This is a genomic window from Mastigocoleus testarum BC008 (assembly GCF_001456025.1).
GTDB classification, from domain to species: domain Bacteria; phylum Cyanobacteriota; class Cyanobacteriia; order Cyanobacteriales; family Nostocaceae; genus Mastigocoleus; species Mastigocoleus testarum.
In genome coordinates this window covers 1-18230 of sequence record NZ_LMTZ01000108.1, presented here as the reverse complement: position 1 = coordinate 18230, position 18230 = coordinate 1, and the positions used below count along the sequence as shown (strand labels likewise).

Sequence of the window (18230 nt, the reverse complement as noted above, 5' to 3'; positions counted from 1 at the left end):
AACAATGGTTTAACGACAACTATTATCAACAAGAATAAATATATAACAAGTAGACTTGATTTTCATGTAACTATTATCACATATTATTAATTTTTGTTTACATAGTGTTGACTAGGTTGCTAATTTTGATTAACAAAGATTGTGGTGTTGTTCCCAGTGCTCTTTTATGGATTATGTTTCATAAATTCACTTAAAATTTTTTGCAACAGCAGTAGTCAGATTTTTGCAATCACTATCAACTAGATATTAGTTGTGTGCACAAATCGACTTTGTAAATAATCTACCTAGATAATCCAATTTTTGGAGACATATCAAATTCAGGGAATTGGGCATAAATTTTCTCAATTCGTACCTAATAGATTTAAGTGTGTTAGTAAGAAAATAATAACTTGTTTGTAGTAGCACTTTAGCGCTAAAGCGCTATTACAAGCCAAATACAGATATTTTATATTTATTTACATAGTTTACTTTTTTCTCGCCTACTTACTTAGAGTATCGGATCTCACTTCAATGGTAGTGTGGGTGTTAGAGAGCTATATTGCAGCAAAAATGGCTTCTCACAAATTGTGCTTCATATTACGTGAAGATAAGGAAGAATTTTTTGCGAATAAAATCCCATCAGACTGATGTTCTCAATGCTTGGAGACATCTAATACATATCCTATGCCCCTAACTGTATGGATTAGACGTTTCTCATCATTTTTTTCAAGTTTAAGACGCAGATAACGTACATATACCTCAATCACATTGGAATCAGCAACAAAGTCGTAACCCCAAACTTGTTCTAAAATTTGGTTTCTAGTAAATATTTGATGGGGGTTGCTCATCAAATATTCTAGTAAGTCAAACTCTTTTACAGTTAATTCTATTGCTCGATTACCGCGAAACACTTCATGAGTTTTACGGTTCAAAATTAAATCTTCAAATATTAATAAATGACGTTTATCTTTTTCTACGCTTCGACGTAAATGAGCGCGAATTCTCGCCAAAAGTTCTTCAAGTTTGAAAGGTTTTATGAGATAGTCATCAGCTCCTGCATCCAAACCCATAACCCGAGAACTTACTTCATGTTTAGCTGTGAGTAAAATAATCGGAATTTTAGTTTTTGTTGCTCGCAAACGACGACAAAGTTCTAACCCAGTTAAGCTGGGGAGCATCCAATCTAAAATTGCTAAATCTGGATTTGATTTTCGTGCTAACATTAATCCTGTTACCCCATCATGAGCAACACTGACGATATAACCTTCAGAAGTTAACTCCATTTCTAAAAATTCAGCGAGATTGACTTCATCTTCAACCAGAAGGATATGTTCGCTCACAACCTAATCTCCACATTTTCAAATATCTCTATTTGCTGGTTTAATTTACAAAATCAAACAACCAAAATCAAATAAATAAAATTAAACAATAAATCAAAACAGGCTATTTAAAATATTTTTGATAATTAATTGATACTTTTATGCTAAAAATAGCGGTAATCTTACTGTTACTAAAGTCCCTTCCTCAGCATTAGATTCGATAGACAATTCTCCGTTATGTGCTTCTATAATCCTTTTAGTAATTGCAAGTCCTAATCCAGTCCCAGAAGATTTTGTGGAAAAGAATGGTTGAGTCAACAATGGTAATATGTGGGGTGGTATAGGTTCTCCACCATTGCGAACTTGAATGCAAACTTCTTGCAATCTTGGGTTAATGTTTACTTGTAATTTAACTTTTTCTCCAGAGACTACTGCTTCGCAAGCATTCTGTATAATATTAATTAATACTTGTTTAATTTTATCTTCATCACCCTGTATGCTGACTTCGACGTTCCCATACTCAAATTCAATGCTTTTATTGATTGTATCTGGCAAATTTCGCTGTAATTCTAATACTTTTTGAATACATTTATTAATATTAATTTCTGAAATATCTAAGATTTGTGGCTTTGCATAAAGTAATATCTCTTTTAATAATTTTTCTAAACGCTTTGCCTCATCTAATGCCAAATTTAACCGCTTTCTCAGCTGTTCAGATAAATCAGATTTACTAAAATACTCTAAAACTAAATTTATTGTGGAAAGGGGATTACGAATTTCGTGAACAATCGAAGCTGCAAATTCACCGATCGCAGCCAAATTTTCCCGTTCAATAAGTTTAGTTTGAGTGGCTTGTAACTCTTCTGTTTTGAGATTTACTTCTTTTTCCAAAAATTGATTAAATTGTCTTTGTTGTTGATAAAGATAGTGATTATCAATTGCTGTTGCAGCTCGTTCTGCAAAGAGTTCAACAATCTCGATTTCTAGAGTAGAAAAATTACGAGGTTTTTGATGAAAAGAACAAATTGTACCTATTACTTCCCCTTGAGGTGTACGTAAAGGTATTCCCAAATATGCACGACATCCTGGTGGAGCTTCACCATATTCGGTACAATTTTCTGTATCTTCAACGACCAAGGATTGACCAGTATTAACAACAGTACCAGTTAATTGACCGTGTAGCGAATGAGTTCTCTTATCCTCATGATGTTCGATATTACTAGCTAATAACTGACCAAAACCTTGTTGACAAATAGTAATTGCAGAAGAATCAACACTAATTAATTCACTAACTCCTTTTGCAATCTCTTTTAAATAGACTTTCAAGTCACCCGTACGATGACTCAGAGATGACAAAATTTCTAAAGTTCTTTGTTGGTACTTCCAAGAATTATTATTTAATGAATCTAGTTTATTGTTTGCTATCTGCTGGAAAGTTAAAAAATAATCTTTATCCCGCAATAAAAATAATGCAGTCAAAGCTCCTATTACTGGAATACTTTCCCAAGATAAAACATAATGATGCTTGTTAGGATCGAACATTTCCCTGTGCATAGAAATAACTGATACTAACTGCATACCTAACAAAGTACCGTAAGAAAATGTTTTATATAAACCAGCAAGGAAGATTAATATCAAAATCACTGCAACAAAATATAGTAGATAACATGCAGCGATCGATAACTCAAAAGAATGAAATCCTTCTAACATACCTTGTGTTGCTTTAGTTAGTATAAATTTTTGCATCACTAAAGCTAAAAACAAGATTCCAAGGCTTAAACGCATGACAAACAATCCGATTTCAAGCCGCTTTTCTTTTATCATCCCTCGCTCCCTGGTTCTTAATTCTGTAGACTATTGTCAAATACAGACAAAAATGAAACACTTTATATACGGTTAAATCTCGGAAGCCTTAGTTTGATAAATACATAAGGCTGCATTTTAAGATACTACAAAGTAGACACCACAGTCTACATGATTGATTTATGAGTGGTGACAATAATTATGAATATCAACAGAATCATTCCATTTCGCTGGGTTCTCTGAAAAAACGGGAGCCACGGGATAAAATTTTGATTGCAGCAGCGGAATTGTTTGAGTGCAAAGGCTTCAATCAAGTTAGTATCAATGAGGTAATTGCAAATTCAGATGTTGCTAGACGCACATTTTATCGATATTTTCCATCAAAAGACGAATTGATTATCGAAGTGATGCGCTTTCAAGCCAAACGATGGCTGAAATGGTTTGAAGAAACTCTTGACCAAAGAGCGAGTAGTCCTAGAGAAAAAATATTAACAAGCTTTGATGTTTTACGTGAATGGTATGTAAGTCCTGATTTTAAGGGATGTCCTTTTATTAAAGCCGCTGTGGAGCTTGCAAATACTTCCCATTCTGTGAAGCAAATTTGCGCGACTGTCAGACAATCAATGCGAACTTACATTTTTAAACTTGCTCTCGAAGCTGGTATTCCTAAACCTGAAGTTTTTTCTCAACAGTATTTACTTTTAGTTAGTGGTTCAATTTTAATGGCAAGTATTGAAGGTAATCCCGAAGGAGCAGAATACGCTCGTGAGACTTTAGTTGCTTTTATGAATGCAGAATAATAATAATTTAGCTTAATTATTTGGTATCGTTCAATTATTTAGTCTAATTTTAGTAGACATATTTGTCTACTTGGATGACATTTTAATAAAAGTTTTAAAGAATTATGGGATAATTTTTCCACCCCATAGTGTAAGCGCGTTTCTCTTAAGTGTTTTAAAAGCGTTGGATGGTGGTGTTAGTTTATAATTTGGAGGTAACAAAACCTTCAAAACATCACATTGTTGGGAAACTTAGGAAGTTATATTTTCGTATAAATAACAACAATAAATCATTCGTATAAGCTATGTCATCCTAATCTAGGATAAAAATAATCTACATGATTACAGTGCAGAAATTATCCATGCAAAAAGATGAAATTCGTATATTTTTTCCCTATTCTCTATTTCCAGTTCCCTATTACCTAATATTATTTCATCAAAACATTATCAAAGGGAAGTTTATTGAGCAGACATGCAAATTGTATCCTGCGTATTTGTAGAGATTCTACAGTTTTTATATCATGTTCGGTAAATTATTTATGATTCCTGCACATGTGTAAAAAACTGGAAATCCTCTCTCAATCTGCACCCTCCTCTCTTCCCCCTGCGTACTTAATGAAAAGTAACTAAGCGAACACAATATTACTGGGTTACTCTCTGGGCTAACATTTTTAAAGCATTACCGATTCTTTCTAATGCTTCTTCACCGCAACCTCTCAATCTGTGACGAATAAATAAATATCTTGGACTGTTGTAACCAAGCCATACTTGTCCTTGTTCGTCTTCCCAAATAAGTGCTTTTTGTGGTAGATCGATTCCTGCAGTTTGATTGCACTGCATCAGTGGAGTACCAGCACGAGGATTACCAAATATGATTACTTGAGTTGGTCTTAATTCTAAACCAACAGATTCGGCTCCAGCTTGATGATTAACTGTGGTAACAATATTTAAACCCTGTTCTTTGGCGATGGATTGAAAGCGTTTGACTGTTTCTTCTACACTATAATTACTCTTGAATCTTACAATTCCATCTCTTCTTGCACCATGTCTATGAGTTCTGGCTATCTCATTTTTATTAGTATTTTCCCGAATTTCTTGAGTAGCTTTATTATTCCTAGCTATTTCATTTTTTGAATTTTCTCTAATCCCTTGAGTAGCATAAGCAGGAAGAACCAATAAGCCCAATGCAGCAATACTCCATAAAATTTTCTTCATTGCAAACCTCCAATAATTAAAAAATAAGGTGGGATGATAATTTTACCTTGAATTTAAAGCAATCTTAGCTCAGAAAACGTTACACTAGATTAATAAAAAGCCTCAATCATACCAAAACTGAGAATAGAAATAAATAACCATGAAATAGCACCTAGATAAAGAGGTTTTAAGCCGCTTTGTTTAATATCAATAATGCTAGTTTTCAAACCCATTCCCGCCATTGAAATTGTTAGTAGTAAGTGGTTAAATTCAGTCACTGATTTTTTGAAGCTATCAGGAAATATATTTGCACTATTGAGTAGCATTAGAGCAATAAATCCAAATACAAACCAAGGTATCGGTAATTTTCTCGACTTACCTTCTTTTGATGAATTATTTGCAGGTGGTGATAAAATTCCCAACGTTAAAACAACTGGAGCTAAAAATATAACTCTCGATAATTTAGCAACAGTTGCTAGCTCACCACTAGTTTGTCCACCTTGAAATGCTGCTGCAATTACCTGAGCTGTTTCATGAATGGAAACACCACACCAAATTCCAAATTGTTCGGGTGTGACTTGAAGTAAACCAGATAATAAAGGATAAACTAACATGGAAATAGTACCGAAAATTGTTACTATTGCCACAGCATAAGCCGCATCTTTATCTTTACTTTCTACTACACCATTTGTGGCTACTATAGCAGAAGCACCGCAAATAGAAGTACCCGCAGCAATTAATTTTGTTAGTTTTGGATTGACTCCAATTTGTCTCCCAAACCAACAAGTAAAAACAAATGTGCTGACTAAGGTTGCTACAACAATTACTAAACCAATGGGGCCAACTGCAAGTATTTGAGGTAAACTTAATCGCAATCCTAGGAGAATAATAGCCAATCGCAAAATACGTTTTAAAGAAAAGGTAATTCCCGGACGAAAAATTTGAGGAACTCCAATTGTATTTTTAACTATAATTCCTAACAGGATTGCTACGATTAGGGAACTAAATAGTGAAAGTGATGGTAGTTTTTTTAGAGATTCTGCAAGAATAGCAATTCCACCAGTTAATAATAAACCTGGTATTATGCTAGAAATTGGAAATATTTTGGTTAATTTGACTTGAAACTTTTGAGGTGGATTATCCATTATGAAGGTTATAAGTAAATGCTATTAATCATTTCAATTTGGATATTTTTTTGCTTTAAATATATAGAGACTTAATATATTATTCGAGTCAATATATTATTTAACGTCTCAATTAAGCTTAGATATAATCTAACTCTGGATTTTGAGCCATAATTTCTGAGATTTCTTCCTTCTCAGGAATTGAGATATTGAAAATATCTTTCATGAAGCGATAATATGCGGTATAAATCTTTGGTTCGCCTTCATCATTCTCAACAATAAAAAAAGGTGCAGATGATACTTGATATTGACTAGCTAAAATAAATCCTTCATTATTATGTGGATTACGCTCATCTGCTGAGATAATTGCATCTATTTTGTCTATTAAATTTAATTCATGCAGGCTGTTTAAAATTTTTGCAGATTTACGACAGGGATTACCATCTAATTTAATTTTTTGAACTAATTTAATAACCATAATTTTGAGATACTTTTGAAGTAGTTTGGAGATGAATTTGAGATAAATCGAGATGAATTTGAAATACTTATAATTACAATTAGGAATCAGATTCCTTTGTAGAGACATAGCAGTGCTACGTCTCTAAAAGTTATTTATTTATTGTTTGATTGGTAGTCTCTTGAAGCAAGCTAAGCATTATTTTGAGTCAAATTTATTTCGTGGAAACCACACTCCTTATCAGCAGCTTCTTCCCACCACCAACGACCGAGACGCTCGTGTTGATTGGGTAAAACTGCTCTGGTACAAGGTTCGCAACCAATACTAATAAAACCTTGATTGTGTAGTTTATTGTAGGGAACGTTATTTTTCCGGATATATTCCCACACTTGAGCAGAAGTCCAATTTGCAAGGGGATTGAATTTAATTAATGTCTTCTCCTCTGTAGAGAAAGCAGTATCTACTTGAATTACCGGAACACTATTTCTGGTTGCAGGGTTTTGGTCTTTACGCTGTCCAGTAATCCAAGCATCGATGGTTGCAAGTTTACGACGTAGTGGCTTAACTTTCCGAATTGCACAACATTCTTTGTGACCGTCCTCATAAAAACTAAATAATCCCTTTTCTTTAACTAATGCTTCAACTTCCGCAGTATTAGGGGAAATTACATCTATCTTTATTCGATATTGTTTTCTAACTCGATCAATAAATCGGTAGGTTTCGGGATGTAAACGACCCGTATCAATTGAGAATACTTGAATATCTCTTTTGATTTTTGATGCCATATCTATCAACACTACATCTTCTGCACCGCTAAAGGAAATAGTAATGTTATCGAACTGCTTGAGAGCAAATGCAAGAATATCTTGAGGACTTTTCTGTGAGTATTCGGATTGTAATTGGGTAATGTCTGATTCGATGATAGAAATAGTATCAGCTAAACTCATGATTCTCCTCTCTTTTTTAGGAATAGATTTTGTTGTTTGATTTCTTACCTACAGGTATTGAGATGCACCCCATACATGGGCGAGTAAAATTAAACTGTGGCTAGCTTCATTGAAGAAACTAAAATTTCTGCAACCTCTGGACGAGAAAATTCTGGTGGTGGGGTTTGACCATTTCTCAACATTTCCCGTACTTTTGTTCCAGATAGGTGTATCCTTTCTCCCTTTGTGCTAGGACTGGTTTTGGCTGTAGCCATTGACTGGGTACGAGTGCAATAGAAAGCATGTTCAAATTTTAAAGGAGTAATATTTAATTCATCTTGGGTAAATTCATCAAATATGTGCTGTGCATCGTAAGTACCATAGTAGTCACCAACTCCTGCATGGTCGCGTCCAATGATAAAGTGGGTACAACCGTAGTTCTGACGAGCGATCGCGTGCATAATTGCTTCTCTAGGTCCTGCATAGCGCATAGCTGCGGGGAATACACCCAAGAATACGCGGTTTTGTGGATAATATTTTTCCATTAGAACCTGATAACATTGCATCCGTACCCGAGCTGGAATGTCATCAGATTTTGTTTGACCGACCAAGGGATTAATGAACAATCCATCAACAACCTCTAGAGCAATTTTGGTGATGTATTCATGGGCGCGGTGGATAGGATTTCTAGTTTGAAATGCTACGACACTATTCCATTCACGTTTTGCAAACTCTGCTCTAGTGTCTTCTGGAATAAGACGATAATTTAGAAAATCCATCTGAGGAATTGCTTGGATTAGTTGAATTGGACCTCCAAGGTAAATTTCCCCTTCCTTGAACATAGCTCGTACGCCGGGATGTGCATTGTCATTAGTCCGATAAATTTGCCGTGCTTCAAAATTTTGGTCGGGCTTGAACTTGCTAGTAACATTCATCACTGCAAGTATATCTCCATTGGGATGAGCTAAAGCAATTTCAGAATTTAATTTGTATTTATCTGCTACAGATTCAGGAATTTGCAAAGTAACAGGAATACTCCATGCTAAACCATTACTTAAGCGCATATCTTTAACAATGGAATTATATTCCTCTTCTTCAACAAAGCCATTTAAAGGGCTATAAACTCCTGTAGCGATACACTCTAGGTCAGCAAGATTGCGTGTAGAGAGGGTAAGAATTGGTAATTTTTTTGCTCTCGACAGAGTTTCTTCTCTTGCTTCTCCTTGCAAGCGGCAATTAATAAGCTTACCACCGTGGGGTTGAATTAAAGCTTCGATTTGAGACATGTTATTACTCCTACTATTGAGTTCAAAAATTTTAACTGAGAGGTGAGAGGTTTAATACTAAGTCCGGGCTAATTACCCCTTTTAAGAATGAGAGAGGGAAGTGTGGGAGGTGTGGGAAGTATGGGGGGAAATCCCAAAAAATATAAAGGGGTTTTAAAAATTGGATTTGGTCTAATCTCTTCTAGAGATTAAGTTAACCGTATGTGAAGGAATCAAAACAGGAGGAGAACGATTAATTAAATTGAAAATTGTTTGATAGAACATAGATTTGTGCAAGTGCAGAATTTGAATAGAAAATATGAGTCAAGAATTCAAATCAAGAGTTACGATATCGCAAACCCTTTTACAAACCGTAGAAGAAGATAATCAATGGTGGTACAACTACTGTCATTAATAGGTTTAGTGGGGTTCCAACACGCATGAAATCAGTAAATTTATATCCACCTGCTCCGTAAACCATTGTGTTGGTTTGATAACCAATTGGTGTGATAAAGCTGTTAGATGCTGCAAAAACAACAGCGAGCATAAAAGCAAAAGGATTGAAGCTTAGTTTTTCTGCAACATTAGCTGCAATGGGTAACATTAAAACTACTGCGGCGTTATTGGAAATCATTTCCGTGAGGATAGAAGTAATGATAAAGAAAAATGTCAGTATCCAGTAACCCGAAAGATTTCCCCCAATTGCAACTAGATTATTCGCTAACCATTGGGTCGCACCAGAGCGATCCATTGCGATACCCAAGGGTATTAACCCAGCAAGCAGAAAGATAATGTCCCAACGTACTGCATCATATATTTCTCTGGGTTTGAGACAACCTGTTAAAACCATCAATACCACACCAACCAGAGAACTAATAAGAATAGGTAACCAATTAAATGCGGCTACAACAACAACTCCTAAACCAATACCAATTGCTATGGAGGCTTTATCACGTCTGAGTGTTTCCAAATTTCGCTGGGTCAGAACCAATAAGTTTCGATTGATTTGCAAACCCAAAAGACTTGGTTTTGGACCTTGTACCAAGAGGACATCACCAAACTTTAATCGGATTTGGGTGAGACGCTCTCGAGTAGTTTCTTCTCCACGATGGACTGCTAATACTGTAACGTTATAGCGTTGACGAAAATTAATTTCTTTAACAGTCGAACCAATAAGGTTGGAATTAGAAGTAATTAGAATTTCTGCTATACCTTCATCTTCCGAGGTCAGTTGTGTCTGTAAAAACTTTTTATTTCGGATAAATTCGGGCAGAATTTCTATACCCTCTTCATCTTTAATCTTCAGTAAATCTTCTCGACTACTCCTAACTAAAAGTACTGAACAGGCTTGTAGTTTTTTATTTTCTAAAGGCTGACTGAGATGGGTATCATCGGCAATAATTTCTAATACATCTACATCAAGTTTATGTTTGAGAATACTGGAATTTAAGGTTTCTCCCACTAAACTAGAACCAGGTGGGATTAAAATTTCACTAACATAATCCTTTATACCCTGTTTTTGGTTGAAAATCTCATCAGTATGTTTTTTACGGTTTGGTAATAGTCGAGGTGCTACAAGGGCTAAATAAATCAGACCAACAGTAAATGTGACTAACCCCAACTTAGTAAACTCGAATAAGTTGAACGATCTATATCCTAGTTGCTGAGCTAAACCACTCGCTAAAACATTCGTAGAAGTTCCGATCGCCGTGATCATACCACCCAAAATAGCAGCAAATGATAACGGAATTAATAACTTAGAGACTGAAATCCTTTGTCTTCTACACCATTCTTCAACAATAGGTAAGAATACGGCAACAACGGCAGTATTGTTAATAAATGCTGTTGTTGGACCCACTATCAGCCCCAAAGTAAAAATTTGTTGACTGGGACGTTTACCACCCCACCTTAGTAAGAGTTCGCTAACAATTTGAATGGCTCCGGTGCGTCCGATTCCAGCACTAAGAATAAACATTGCCATCACAGTAATAGTAGCAGAGTTGCTGAAACCACTTATACTTTCTTCAGGGGTTACTAAACCAAAAATTGTTAGAAGTAGTGTAGTAATAATAGCAACGATGTCTGATGGTAACCATTCCGCAACAAATAAAATTAATGCCAAGACAACAATGGCGAGTGTAAGGAGTATTGTCATGTGCTTGCTGTCTTACAGTGCTTTTATTAGGTATTAGTTATTTCACTAAAAAGTCTCATGACAATCAAATATTGTAAGAGTCATATGTATTAAATCTATAGCGAATATGTGAACTATAGGACTAAAAGCACATCTCAGATGATGCGACTTATCTCCGTATAAAATATTTAGAATGTTCTAAACCACCTGTGGTTTATTAGTAAGCTGCGAAAATATTTTTACCAAAAACAGAAGTAACATGACGCATTAATTTTCTTTGAGTTATTTTCTTAAAAAGTTTAATTGTCTTTAATTTGGCTTAGTAATCTGAGAAATACTTGATAAATAAATGAGATTTTCCTGAGAAGTTGATTAGTAAAATCCCATAATTAGGGTTTACTGAAAAGGTTCGTTATTTTAGAAAGAGGAACAATAAATTTTTACCAAGACAAAAGTATATATTGATACGCGCGATTACCAAAAAAAAGTATATTTTTCACCACTGAAGTGGCGACGCTTTAACGTTGCAAAATAGATATAGCAATCCGAAATCATTCATGAAAAATAAAATCGCTGAAACCCTTGTACATACGTCTTTATTCTTTATGTGTTTTCTCACATTTCAATCAGGATTACTATATATAAAAAGGTTGTGTGACAAGAATTAGAGATAGTGATGTAACCTTGAGTGAGTTGTAATTGTGATGCAGGTATAGTGGCTGCTGTAAGGTGAAGGGAATTAAAAAAAGAAATATCTTGGGTCAAATAAAATTTATTAATTATTTGTTTGGAATTGCTGCTTAAAAAATAAATTTTAAATAAGGAATTTTATACTTTCAATATTTTAATCCTATTTTTGCAATGCAACTGTACGTAGTGCTATATGAAAACACTACGATAATTGACAGTGCAGGAAAACAAAAACTCTATTTTTTGTAGGCTTTAGCAGAAGCTCGAGTCCAAAGAAATACAGCAGTAAGAAACGGAATTAGAACAAAGATTCCTCCAGAAATTAAAGGATAATGTCTTACGGTAGAGCTATTTACCATTAAAGCTATTCCTAATCCAGAATAGAGTAACCCTGCGATGGGAAGACCAATGATTAGTAAAGCAAATTTATCTTCAGATTGCATATGTTTTCTCCAGGGATGAAATATTAGTCAACTGCAAGTGTTATTCGACTAGAAAGTAGATATTATAGAAACTTATAGCTTTGATATTGAGCTACTTTATAACTTACATTTTAATTCCGAAAAACTTTAACCCCGAAATACCTTACGAAAATCTTCAAAAAGACCTAAGAATCAACTACTGTCAATCACCTATTAAATGAAGTACCAGCCGACAAAGAGAGTGGCTATTATGATGGGTTGTGCTGGTTCTAGCAAATCTACTTTAGCAATAAAAATAAACGAATATGACTAACGGCTCATCACTTCGAGTGATTATACTGGCGTGGCGATTTTTTGGAAACTGCTTAATAGATTAAATCCTTTCTTGACTGGAATCATATTGTCTAAATTTATTCTTTTGTAGCACTCTCAGTACCAAAAACCAAAAATCGAAAATCAAAAAACTATATATAAATAAAAAACTTAGAATACTAATTTAAATACAGTGTTCACCCTCAAAATAAATTTTAATTTAAAAATCTGAACTCTCCGTTAATTCCATAGTAGATAATGTATTTTTGACAACATTAAATGCATTCGACATGATAATCGTTTTTATCACTTGTTATTTTGAATGTTATCTCACCGATTGAATGATATGAGTAATTAATGATATTAATATTTTTCTGTATTCGCGTTAAAATTTTGTGATGCTAACGCTGTATCCAAGTAATTTTTGATCGGGTTTTCGGTTTAGGTTTGGCTATTAAGCAAGTATTATTGGATTCAACTGGAGAATTTATTTATATGCAGCAAGCTTCAAAGATTGAGGCTATAGAAGCACGAGTTCATGGGATGGATTGTCCTAGTTGTGCTCAAACAGTTCAGTCAAATTTACATCAACTAACAGGTGTAAATGAGGTTGCTCTCAATTTTGGTAACGGTAAGCTTAATATGACCTACAACCCAGAAAAAATTACCCAAAAAGATATTTTTCGCCGTGTAGAAGCCTTGGGTTACCAAATTGAATCAATTTTTCGCAAAGAAAATTCTCCATCTACAACTGAATCAGCCAAGATAAAAAATCAAAAAAGTAAAATAGATTCACTGTCTAGTCCCTGGAAGTTTTGGCTTACAACCCGCCGAGGACAAAGGGTGATTTTGTCGGGAACAGGTTTAGTCCTAGGATTTATTGCCCATAGTATGGGGTTATCTGCATGGATCCAAACCAGCTTTTACTGCATAGGAATAGTTTTAGCGGGATTCCCGATCGCCCGTGCAGGTTTGATTTCACTCAAATCCCGTCGAGCTGATATCAACCTACTAATGATGATTTCTGGAGTTGGTGCTTGCTTGCTGGGGGATTTCTTGGAAGGAGCAATGGTAGTGTTTCTATTTTCTTTAGGAACAACACTACAAAGCTTCACCTTGGGACGTACTCGCAACGCAATTAGGGATTTAATGGACTTAACACCACCGATAGCAACAATTAAACGTGGTGATGAAGAAGTAAATGTTCCCATTTCCAGTATTGAGGTCGGTGAAATTATTACGGTTCGTCCGGGTCAAAGAATTGCTCTTGATGGTAAGGTTATTTACGGAATTAGTGCTGTCGATCAATCCCCAATTACAGGAGAATCAGTTCCAGTAGATAAAGAAGCTGGTGATGATGTGTTTGGTGGAACTTTGAACCAAACCGGATACTTAGAAGTTAAGACCACTCGTAAATCAAATGAAACCACCATGGCACGGATTATTCATTTGGTTGAAGAAGCTCAAGGAAGTCGCGCCAGAAGTCAACAATGGGTGGACAAATTCGCCTCAATTTATACACCATTAGTAATTCTTTTAGCTATAGCGATCGCAATTATCCCTACTGTGTTTTTTTCCCAGGATATGAAGGTTTGGATTTATCATGCCTTAGTACTGTTAGTGATTGCTTGTCCTTGTGCTTTAGTTATTTCTACTCCTGTTTCTATTGTTAGTGCTATTGGTGCTGCTACTCGTAAAGGAATTTTATTTAAAGGTGGTAACAGTTTAGAAACCGCAGGAAAAATTGATATTCTCGCTTTTGACAAAACTGGTACTCTGACAGAAGGTTTACCAAAAGTACTAAACATTTATAGTTTGGGAGAACAAGAAAGAAGCTCAATACTGCAAATTGCTGCAAGTTTAGAACAGAGATCGGAACATCCCCTAGCTAAAGCAATTATTGCTGAAGCCAAAAAACAAGGATTAACTTTGCAAACACCCCATGAATTTGTTGCGATACCAGGGAAAGGTATTCAAGCAAAATTGAGCGATAAATTAGATTGTGGCGTTCAAGATCCTCAAGTTGCTTCTCTTTTAGGTAAAAACCATTTGTTACCCCATCTCAACCAAGAATTTTACATGGTGGGTAATCGTCGCTTATTTACCAATATTCCTCCCGAGGTGAGTTCGCTTCTTGCTGAAATTAGCAACCTCGGTCAAACTCCTGTATTAGTTGGGACAAAGGGAGGCTTAATTGGCATCATTACTTTAGCAGATGGTTTGCGCTTGGAAGCAAGGGAAGCAGTAAGGTTAATTGAGACAGCAGGACCAAAAGAAGTAGTGATACTAACGGGAGATTCTAAATCTGTTGCTCAACAGATGGTAGAACAACTAGGAATTTTTGACTATCGAGCCGAATTACTACCGAAAGATAAACTTCTAGAAATACAAAGATTACAAGAACAGGGAATTGTAGGAATGGTAGGAGATGGGATTAATGATGCTCCTGCTTTAGCATCTGCAGACATAAGTTTTGCGATAGGTCGTACGGATATTGCACTAGAGACAGCAGATGTAGTTTTAGTCGCAGATGATTTGAGACGACTTGCTTATGCAATTAGTTTGAGTCGTAAGACTGTTTCAGTTATCCAGCAAAATATTATTTTCTCTTTAATTACGAAAGCTTTATTTTTGCTATTAGGAAGTTTTGGTTTTGTGGGTTTAGCGGTTGCAGTTTTAGCTGATACGGGAAGTTCCTTGTTGGTTACTTTTAATGGAATGCGCCTATTTAAAGTTTAATTATTATTAGTGAGTTCTAAACAGTCGATTAGTACCATCATTCATTACTGTGATGATTTCGCTGATATCATGCCTCATTTATGGAATATCAAATTTTAAAAATTGATAATGCCTTTAATAGTTTCCGGTTCGACTTTAACAGCCCTATTTATAAATTTCTCATTTATCTATCTAGTTTTAGATGAGACTCAGCATCAGATTCTGGAAACGATTCAAAGCTAGGGTGCGATCGCTTAAGTACAATTACAAATTACGAGCCTTTCAACAAAATTCACATTTACTTGCAAGCAACTTCATGCTTAATACCAACAGAATTACTGTATGTTAGAACAGGAATTTATTTGGTGGGAGTAAAAAAGTGGATGGAGAATTCGTCAGACGAAAGTCGTCAACATGGGGGAATAGTTCAAAACCCAAGTCTTCTTTATTCTCATCCCGTGGCTTTACTCCACCAGAGCAGCAGATTCCTGTAGAAATTCCTGAAGAAATTCCTGAACCAGTTTTTTTGAAATCTGTTTTGAACAGTCGTTCTAAGGAAAGTCCACTTGAGAGCGAGCAAGAAAATTTAAAAGAACAAGGGGATGTAAGTCTCAAGTCCGATGCTTTAGAACCCACAGATGGTGCAGAACTTATCGCCCAAGCAAGCTAACACTCCAGAAAAATCACAACAGGATAAGTCTAAATTATTAGCTCAAAATCTGATATTCTCAAACCACTTAAAGCAGCGAGAAAAAATATAAGTATGAAATATGGAGAACTTAATGTTGAAGCGATTTCCATTATGACAAAAGGAGGCGATTTTGACCTCAAACCATTTTTGGAGGTGAAGTAAATATGGCTGATGTGCACATGTGTGGAATAATTGCCAATACAAATATGAATCAGTTGGATAGTATTTTTAAACAACTTTTTCAAAACTGCGATTATAGTCTTGAGAACATGAGTGAATTATATATAGAAGATGCTGATTTCGATATTTTTATTCAAGATGATATTGCTAAAACAAAAGAATATACGCAGGGCAATTATGATTATCTAGTTAGTGGTTTACATCAAGGTGGTTTAGATAAGGTACAGAGTCTACTAGAAAAAATAGCAGCTACTTTAGAAGCTAATAATCTTAAGTATAGTTTTGAATTTTTTGAAGAAAACTCTCAAGGAGTAGAAAAGGAAAAACAACACATAATAAGACATCGAGAATTTTAGAATTAGCCTTCTCCCGAACCAGTTTTTTTAAATCTTTCTTGATAGGGTAAACGCAAGAATCAATAAGAATGCAATATTCTCAACAATATTGATAATTAAGTGCAATATTCCTTGAATAGGTACATGAATCAACTCTGGGACTCAGATCTACTAAATGAAGATCGCAACACAATTTCCTTCTCTGAATGGTATCGGTTTCGTTCCAGCATTGGGTTCTGCTCTCAAAGGAGTAGTAAAAATACTCAAAAAGGGAGAAAAAGCTGACGTCGCAAAGATTGGAAAACTTCTAGAAGGTGTAGCAAACCACTTGGATGATTTTTCTGTATTTACTGATTGATATTTCAGTCCATTCAAATCCTGTGTAAGCAATTTGTGCAATATCGTACTGTTTAGGTGAGTCTTATCTGTTAAATATGATTTATCTACCTTGGAAAATTATCAGTAGTTAAGTATGGAGGTAATATCTGTGTACGAATGGCTAGAGGAAGAAGTATTTAATATATAAAGTTAAAACAATTCATTCCTTAGGTTCAGGTTTGGAAGACGACGAGTTGCGTGCTCTGCAAAAAAAATATCCGTACCTTCCTGATTCATATTTGGAATTTGTTTCGAAATTTGGAAGCGTCAAACTTTATAAGAAAAGAAGCTACTATGAAGTAGGTGTACTTTGTCCCCCTGAAGAAATAACTTTTCCAAATGGTGAAAAGCTCCTCATGGTTGGACACTTTGATGATTCACGAGCTTTCTTCAAATCTACTTGCACGTCACCCAAAAGCGAATTACCAGTTCTTGGAGATGATGAAGAATGTAATCTTGAAAAAATAGCTGATAGTTTTTATAACTGGATCGTGAAAAGATGTGAAGATGCTCGCAATTTTTATACAGATTTGGAATGGGACAGAATAAAAAATAATCCTTATTCATTTAATGATAAAGAACTTGAAATAGTTGAAGCAAGAAAAAAGATAAAATGGCGAAAAATTGGATTTAGCAATGATGGAGATGTAAGAATACTAGTTAGAAATGAGTCAAACTTGACTTTACCTTTTTTAACAATTGGATTTCGAGGAAAAAATCCTGCAATCGAGGGAAGCATTTGGCTACCGATTTCTCATGTAATACCCGGTCAGGAATATATTGTGGAACACTCTGGGTACAAAGAATATATTTCGACAGAAAATAGCGAGTTTTATCATCTACCCGATCCGACTCCTGAAGAAAAAGATATATTTTGGGAATTTCGTGATATCGATATTTCTTAGTATAGCTATGATTCCTGCTATTAAAAAGTTGCTTGAATCACATTCTGAATGGGTCGTCCCATACTTAAGAAATCTTCTTAAAACAACAGAAAATCATAGAATTAGAAATGAGGTTGCGCTTGCACTTTTAGATTTTAAAGATAAAAGAGCAATACCTGTAATTGCACAATTGCTTGTAGCTCCCAAAACAATCAATCACCGAGGGACATTAATTTATGTGCTATCAGAATTTAGCCCTTATCTTGGAGATTATCTGCCACTTTTAGTTGACTTAGTTGTAACTGGTGGGTTTGAAGTTAGCAGACAAGCTTTTATAGCTATTGAGGAGATTGAAGGGGAAATTGACGAGGATATTTGGCTGCAATGTAAACAAAAAATAGCAGAATGTATGAAGAATTCATCAGGTGATAAAGCCGAAATATTAAGAGATTTGTATGAATTATTTGAAGATGAAGAATAATGATAAAAGTCGGTAGGTTGAAGTTAGGTAGAGTATCTTAGATGATAAAAATATTGGAGAAGAAAAAAGTTTTATTGAAGACTTAGAATTGGAAAGTAAGGATATGATTGAAATAATTCCAGAGTTGGAAAAAATTTTTATTTCTCACGTTAATTGCTT

16 protein-coding genes are annotated in these 18230 nt (G+C 35.0%); 7 read left to right on the top strand and 9 right to left on the bottom strand.

Annotated features, from left to right (window positions below):
- Nucleotides 1-632: 632 nt before the first annotated feature.
- Both BC008_RS26505 and BC008_RS26500 read right to left on the bottom strand, forming a co-directional pair.
- Nucleotides 633-1319 carry a response regulator transcription factor gene (locus BC008_RS26505; protein WP_027845821.1) on the bottom strand — a complete coding sequence of 229 codons (687 nt, stop codon included), beginning with the start codon at nt 1317-1319 and terminating at the stop codon, nt 633-635.
- A 138-nt stretch (nt 1320-1457) separates the two neighbouring features.
- Nucleotides 1458-3122, bottom strand: coding sequence for an ATP-binding protein (locus BC008_RS26500; protein WP_082650449.1), 1665 nt, complete (start codon nt 3120-3122; stop codon nt 1458-1460).
- Nucleotides 3123-3283: 161 nt separating this feature from the next.
- Here BC008_RS26500 and BC008_RS26495 point away from each other — a divergent pair, with 161 nt between their 5' ends.
- Entirely contained in the window at nt 3284-3901 is a 618-nt protein-coding gene (locus BC008_RS26495; RefSeq protein ID WP_082650448.1) for a TetR/AcrR family transcriptional regulator, read from the top strand.
- Nucleotides 3902-4522: 621 nt separating this feature from the next.
- On the opposite strand, the gene BC008_RS26490 is transcribed toward BC008_RS26495, so the two are convergent.
- The 7 genes from BC008_RS26490 to BC008_RS26460 all read right to left on the bottom strand — a co-directional run bounded on the left by BC008_RS26490 (nt 4523) and on the right by BC008_RS26460 (nt 12113).
- Nucleotides 4523-5095 carry a DUF302 domain-containing protein gene (locus BC008_RS26490; protein ID WP_058182950.1) on the bottom strand — a complete coding sequence of 191 codons (573 nt, stop codon included), beginning with the start codon at nt 5093-5095 and terminating at the stop codon, nt 4523-4525.
- An 89-nt stretch (nt 5096-5184) separates the two neighbouring features.
- Nucleotides 5185-6219 carry a YeiH family protein gene (locus BC008_RS26485; RefSeq protein WP_027845817.1) on the bottom strand — a complete coding sequence of 345 codons (1035 nt, stop codon included), beginning with the start codon at nt 6217-6219 and terminating at the stop codon, nt 5185-5187.
- A gap of 118 nt (nt 6220-6337) precedes the next feature.
- Entirely contained in the window at nt 6338-6676 is a 339-nt protein-coding gene (locus BC008_RS26480; RefSeq protein WP_027845816.1) for a hypothetical protein, read from the bottom strand.
- A gap of 170 nt (nt 6677-6846) precedes the next feature.
- Nucleotides 6847-7602: a phosphoadenylyl-sulfate reductase gene (locus BC008_RS26475; protein WP_027845815.1), complete on the bottom strand. Its 756-nt coding sequence runs from the start codon at nt 7600-7602 to the stop codon at nt 6847-6849.
- A gap of 89 nt (nt 7603-7691) precedes the next feature.
- Complete coding sequence (gene sat, locus BC008_RS26470; RefSeq protein ID WP_027845814.1) at nt 7692-8867, bottom strand: sulfate adenylyltransferase; 1176 nt, start codon at nt 8865-8867, stop codon at nt 7692-7694.
- A 343-nt stretch (nt 8868-9210) separates the two neighbouring features.
- Nucleotides 9211-11001 carry an SLC13 family permease gene (locus BC008_RS26465; protein WP_027846159.1) on the bottom strand — a complete coding sequence of 597 codons (1791 nt, stop codon included), beginning with the start codon at nt 10999-11001 and terminating at the stop codon, nt 9211-9213.
- Between the two features lie 905 nt (nt 11002-11906).
- Complete coding sequence (locus BC008_RS26460; protein ID WP_027846158.1) at nt 11907-12113, bottom strand: hypothetical protein; 207 nt, start codon at nt 12111-12113, stop codon at nt 11907-11909.
- Between the two features lie 786 nt (nt 12114-12899).
- On the opposite strand from BC008_RS26460, the gene BC008_RS26455 reads away from it, so the two are divergent.
- From BC008_RS26455 to BC008_RS26430, 6 genes are all read left to right on the top strand, one after another.
- On the top strand, nt 12900-15143 hold the full coding sequence (locus tag BC008_RS26455) for a heavy metal translocating P-type ATPase (protein ID WP_027846157.1): 2244 nt from the start codon (nt 12900-12902) through the stop codon (nt 15141-15143).
- A gap of 358 nt (nt 15144-15501) precedes the next feature.
- Nucleotides 15502-15792: a hypothetical protein gene (locus BC008_RS26450; protein WP_058182949.1), complete on the top strand. Its 291-nt coding sequence runs from the start codon at nt 15502-15504 to the stop codon at nt 15790-15792.
- 185 nt (nt 15793-15977) lie between these two features.
- Complete coding sequence (locus BC008_RS26445; protein WP_027846914.1) at nt 15978-16349, top strand: hypothetical protein; 372 nt, start codon at nt 15978-15980, stop codon at nt 16347-16349.
- Between the two features lie 154 nt (nt 16350-16503).
- Nucleotides 16504-16686 carry a hypothetical protein gene (locus BC008_RS26440; protein WP_027846915.1) on the top strand — a complete coding sequence of 61 codons (183 nt, stop codon included), beginning with the start codon at nt 16504-16506 and terminating at the stop codon, nt 16684-16686.
- Between the two features lie 376 nt (nt 16687-17062).
- A complete protein-coding gene (locus BC008_RS26435) occupies nt 17063-17611 on the top strand; it encodes a hypothetical protein (RefSeq protein WP_153009498.1) in 549 nt (182 codons plus the stop codon).
- Between the two features lie 7 nt (nt 17612-17618).
- Entirely contained in the window at nt 17619-18071 is a 453-nt protein-coding gene (locus BC008_RS26430) for a HEAT repeat domain-containing protein (protein ID WP_153009497.1), read from the top strand.
- Nucleotides 18072-18230 lie beyond the last annotated feature (159 nt).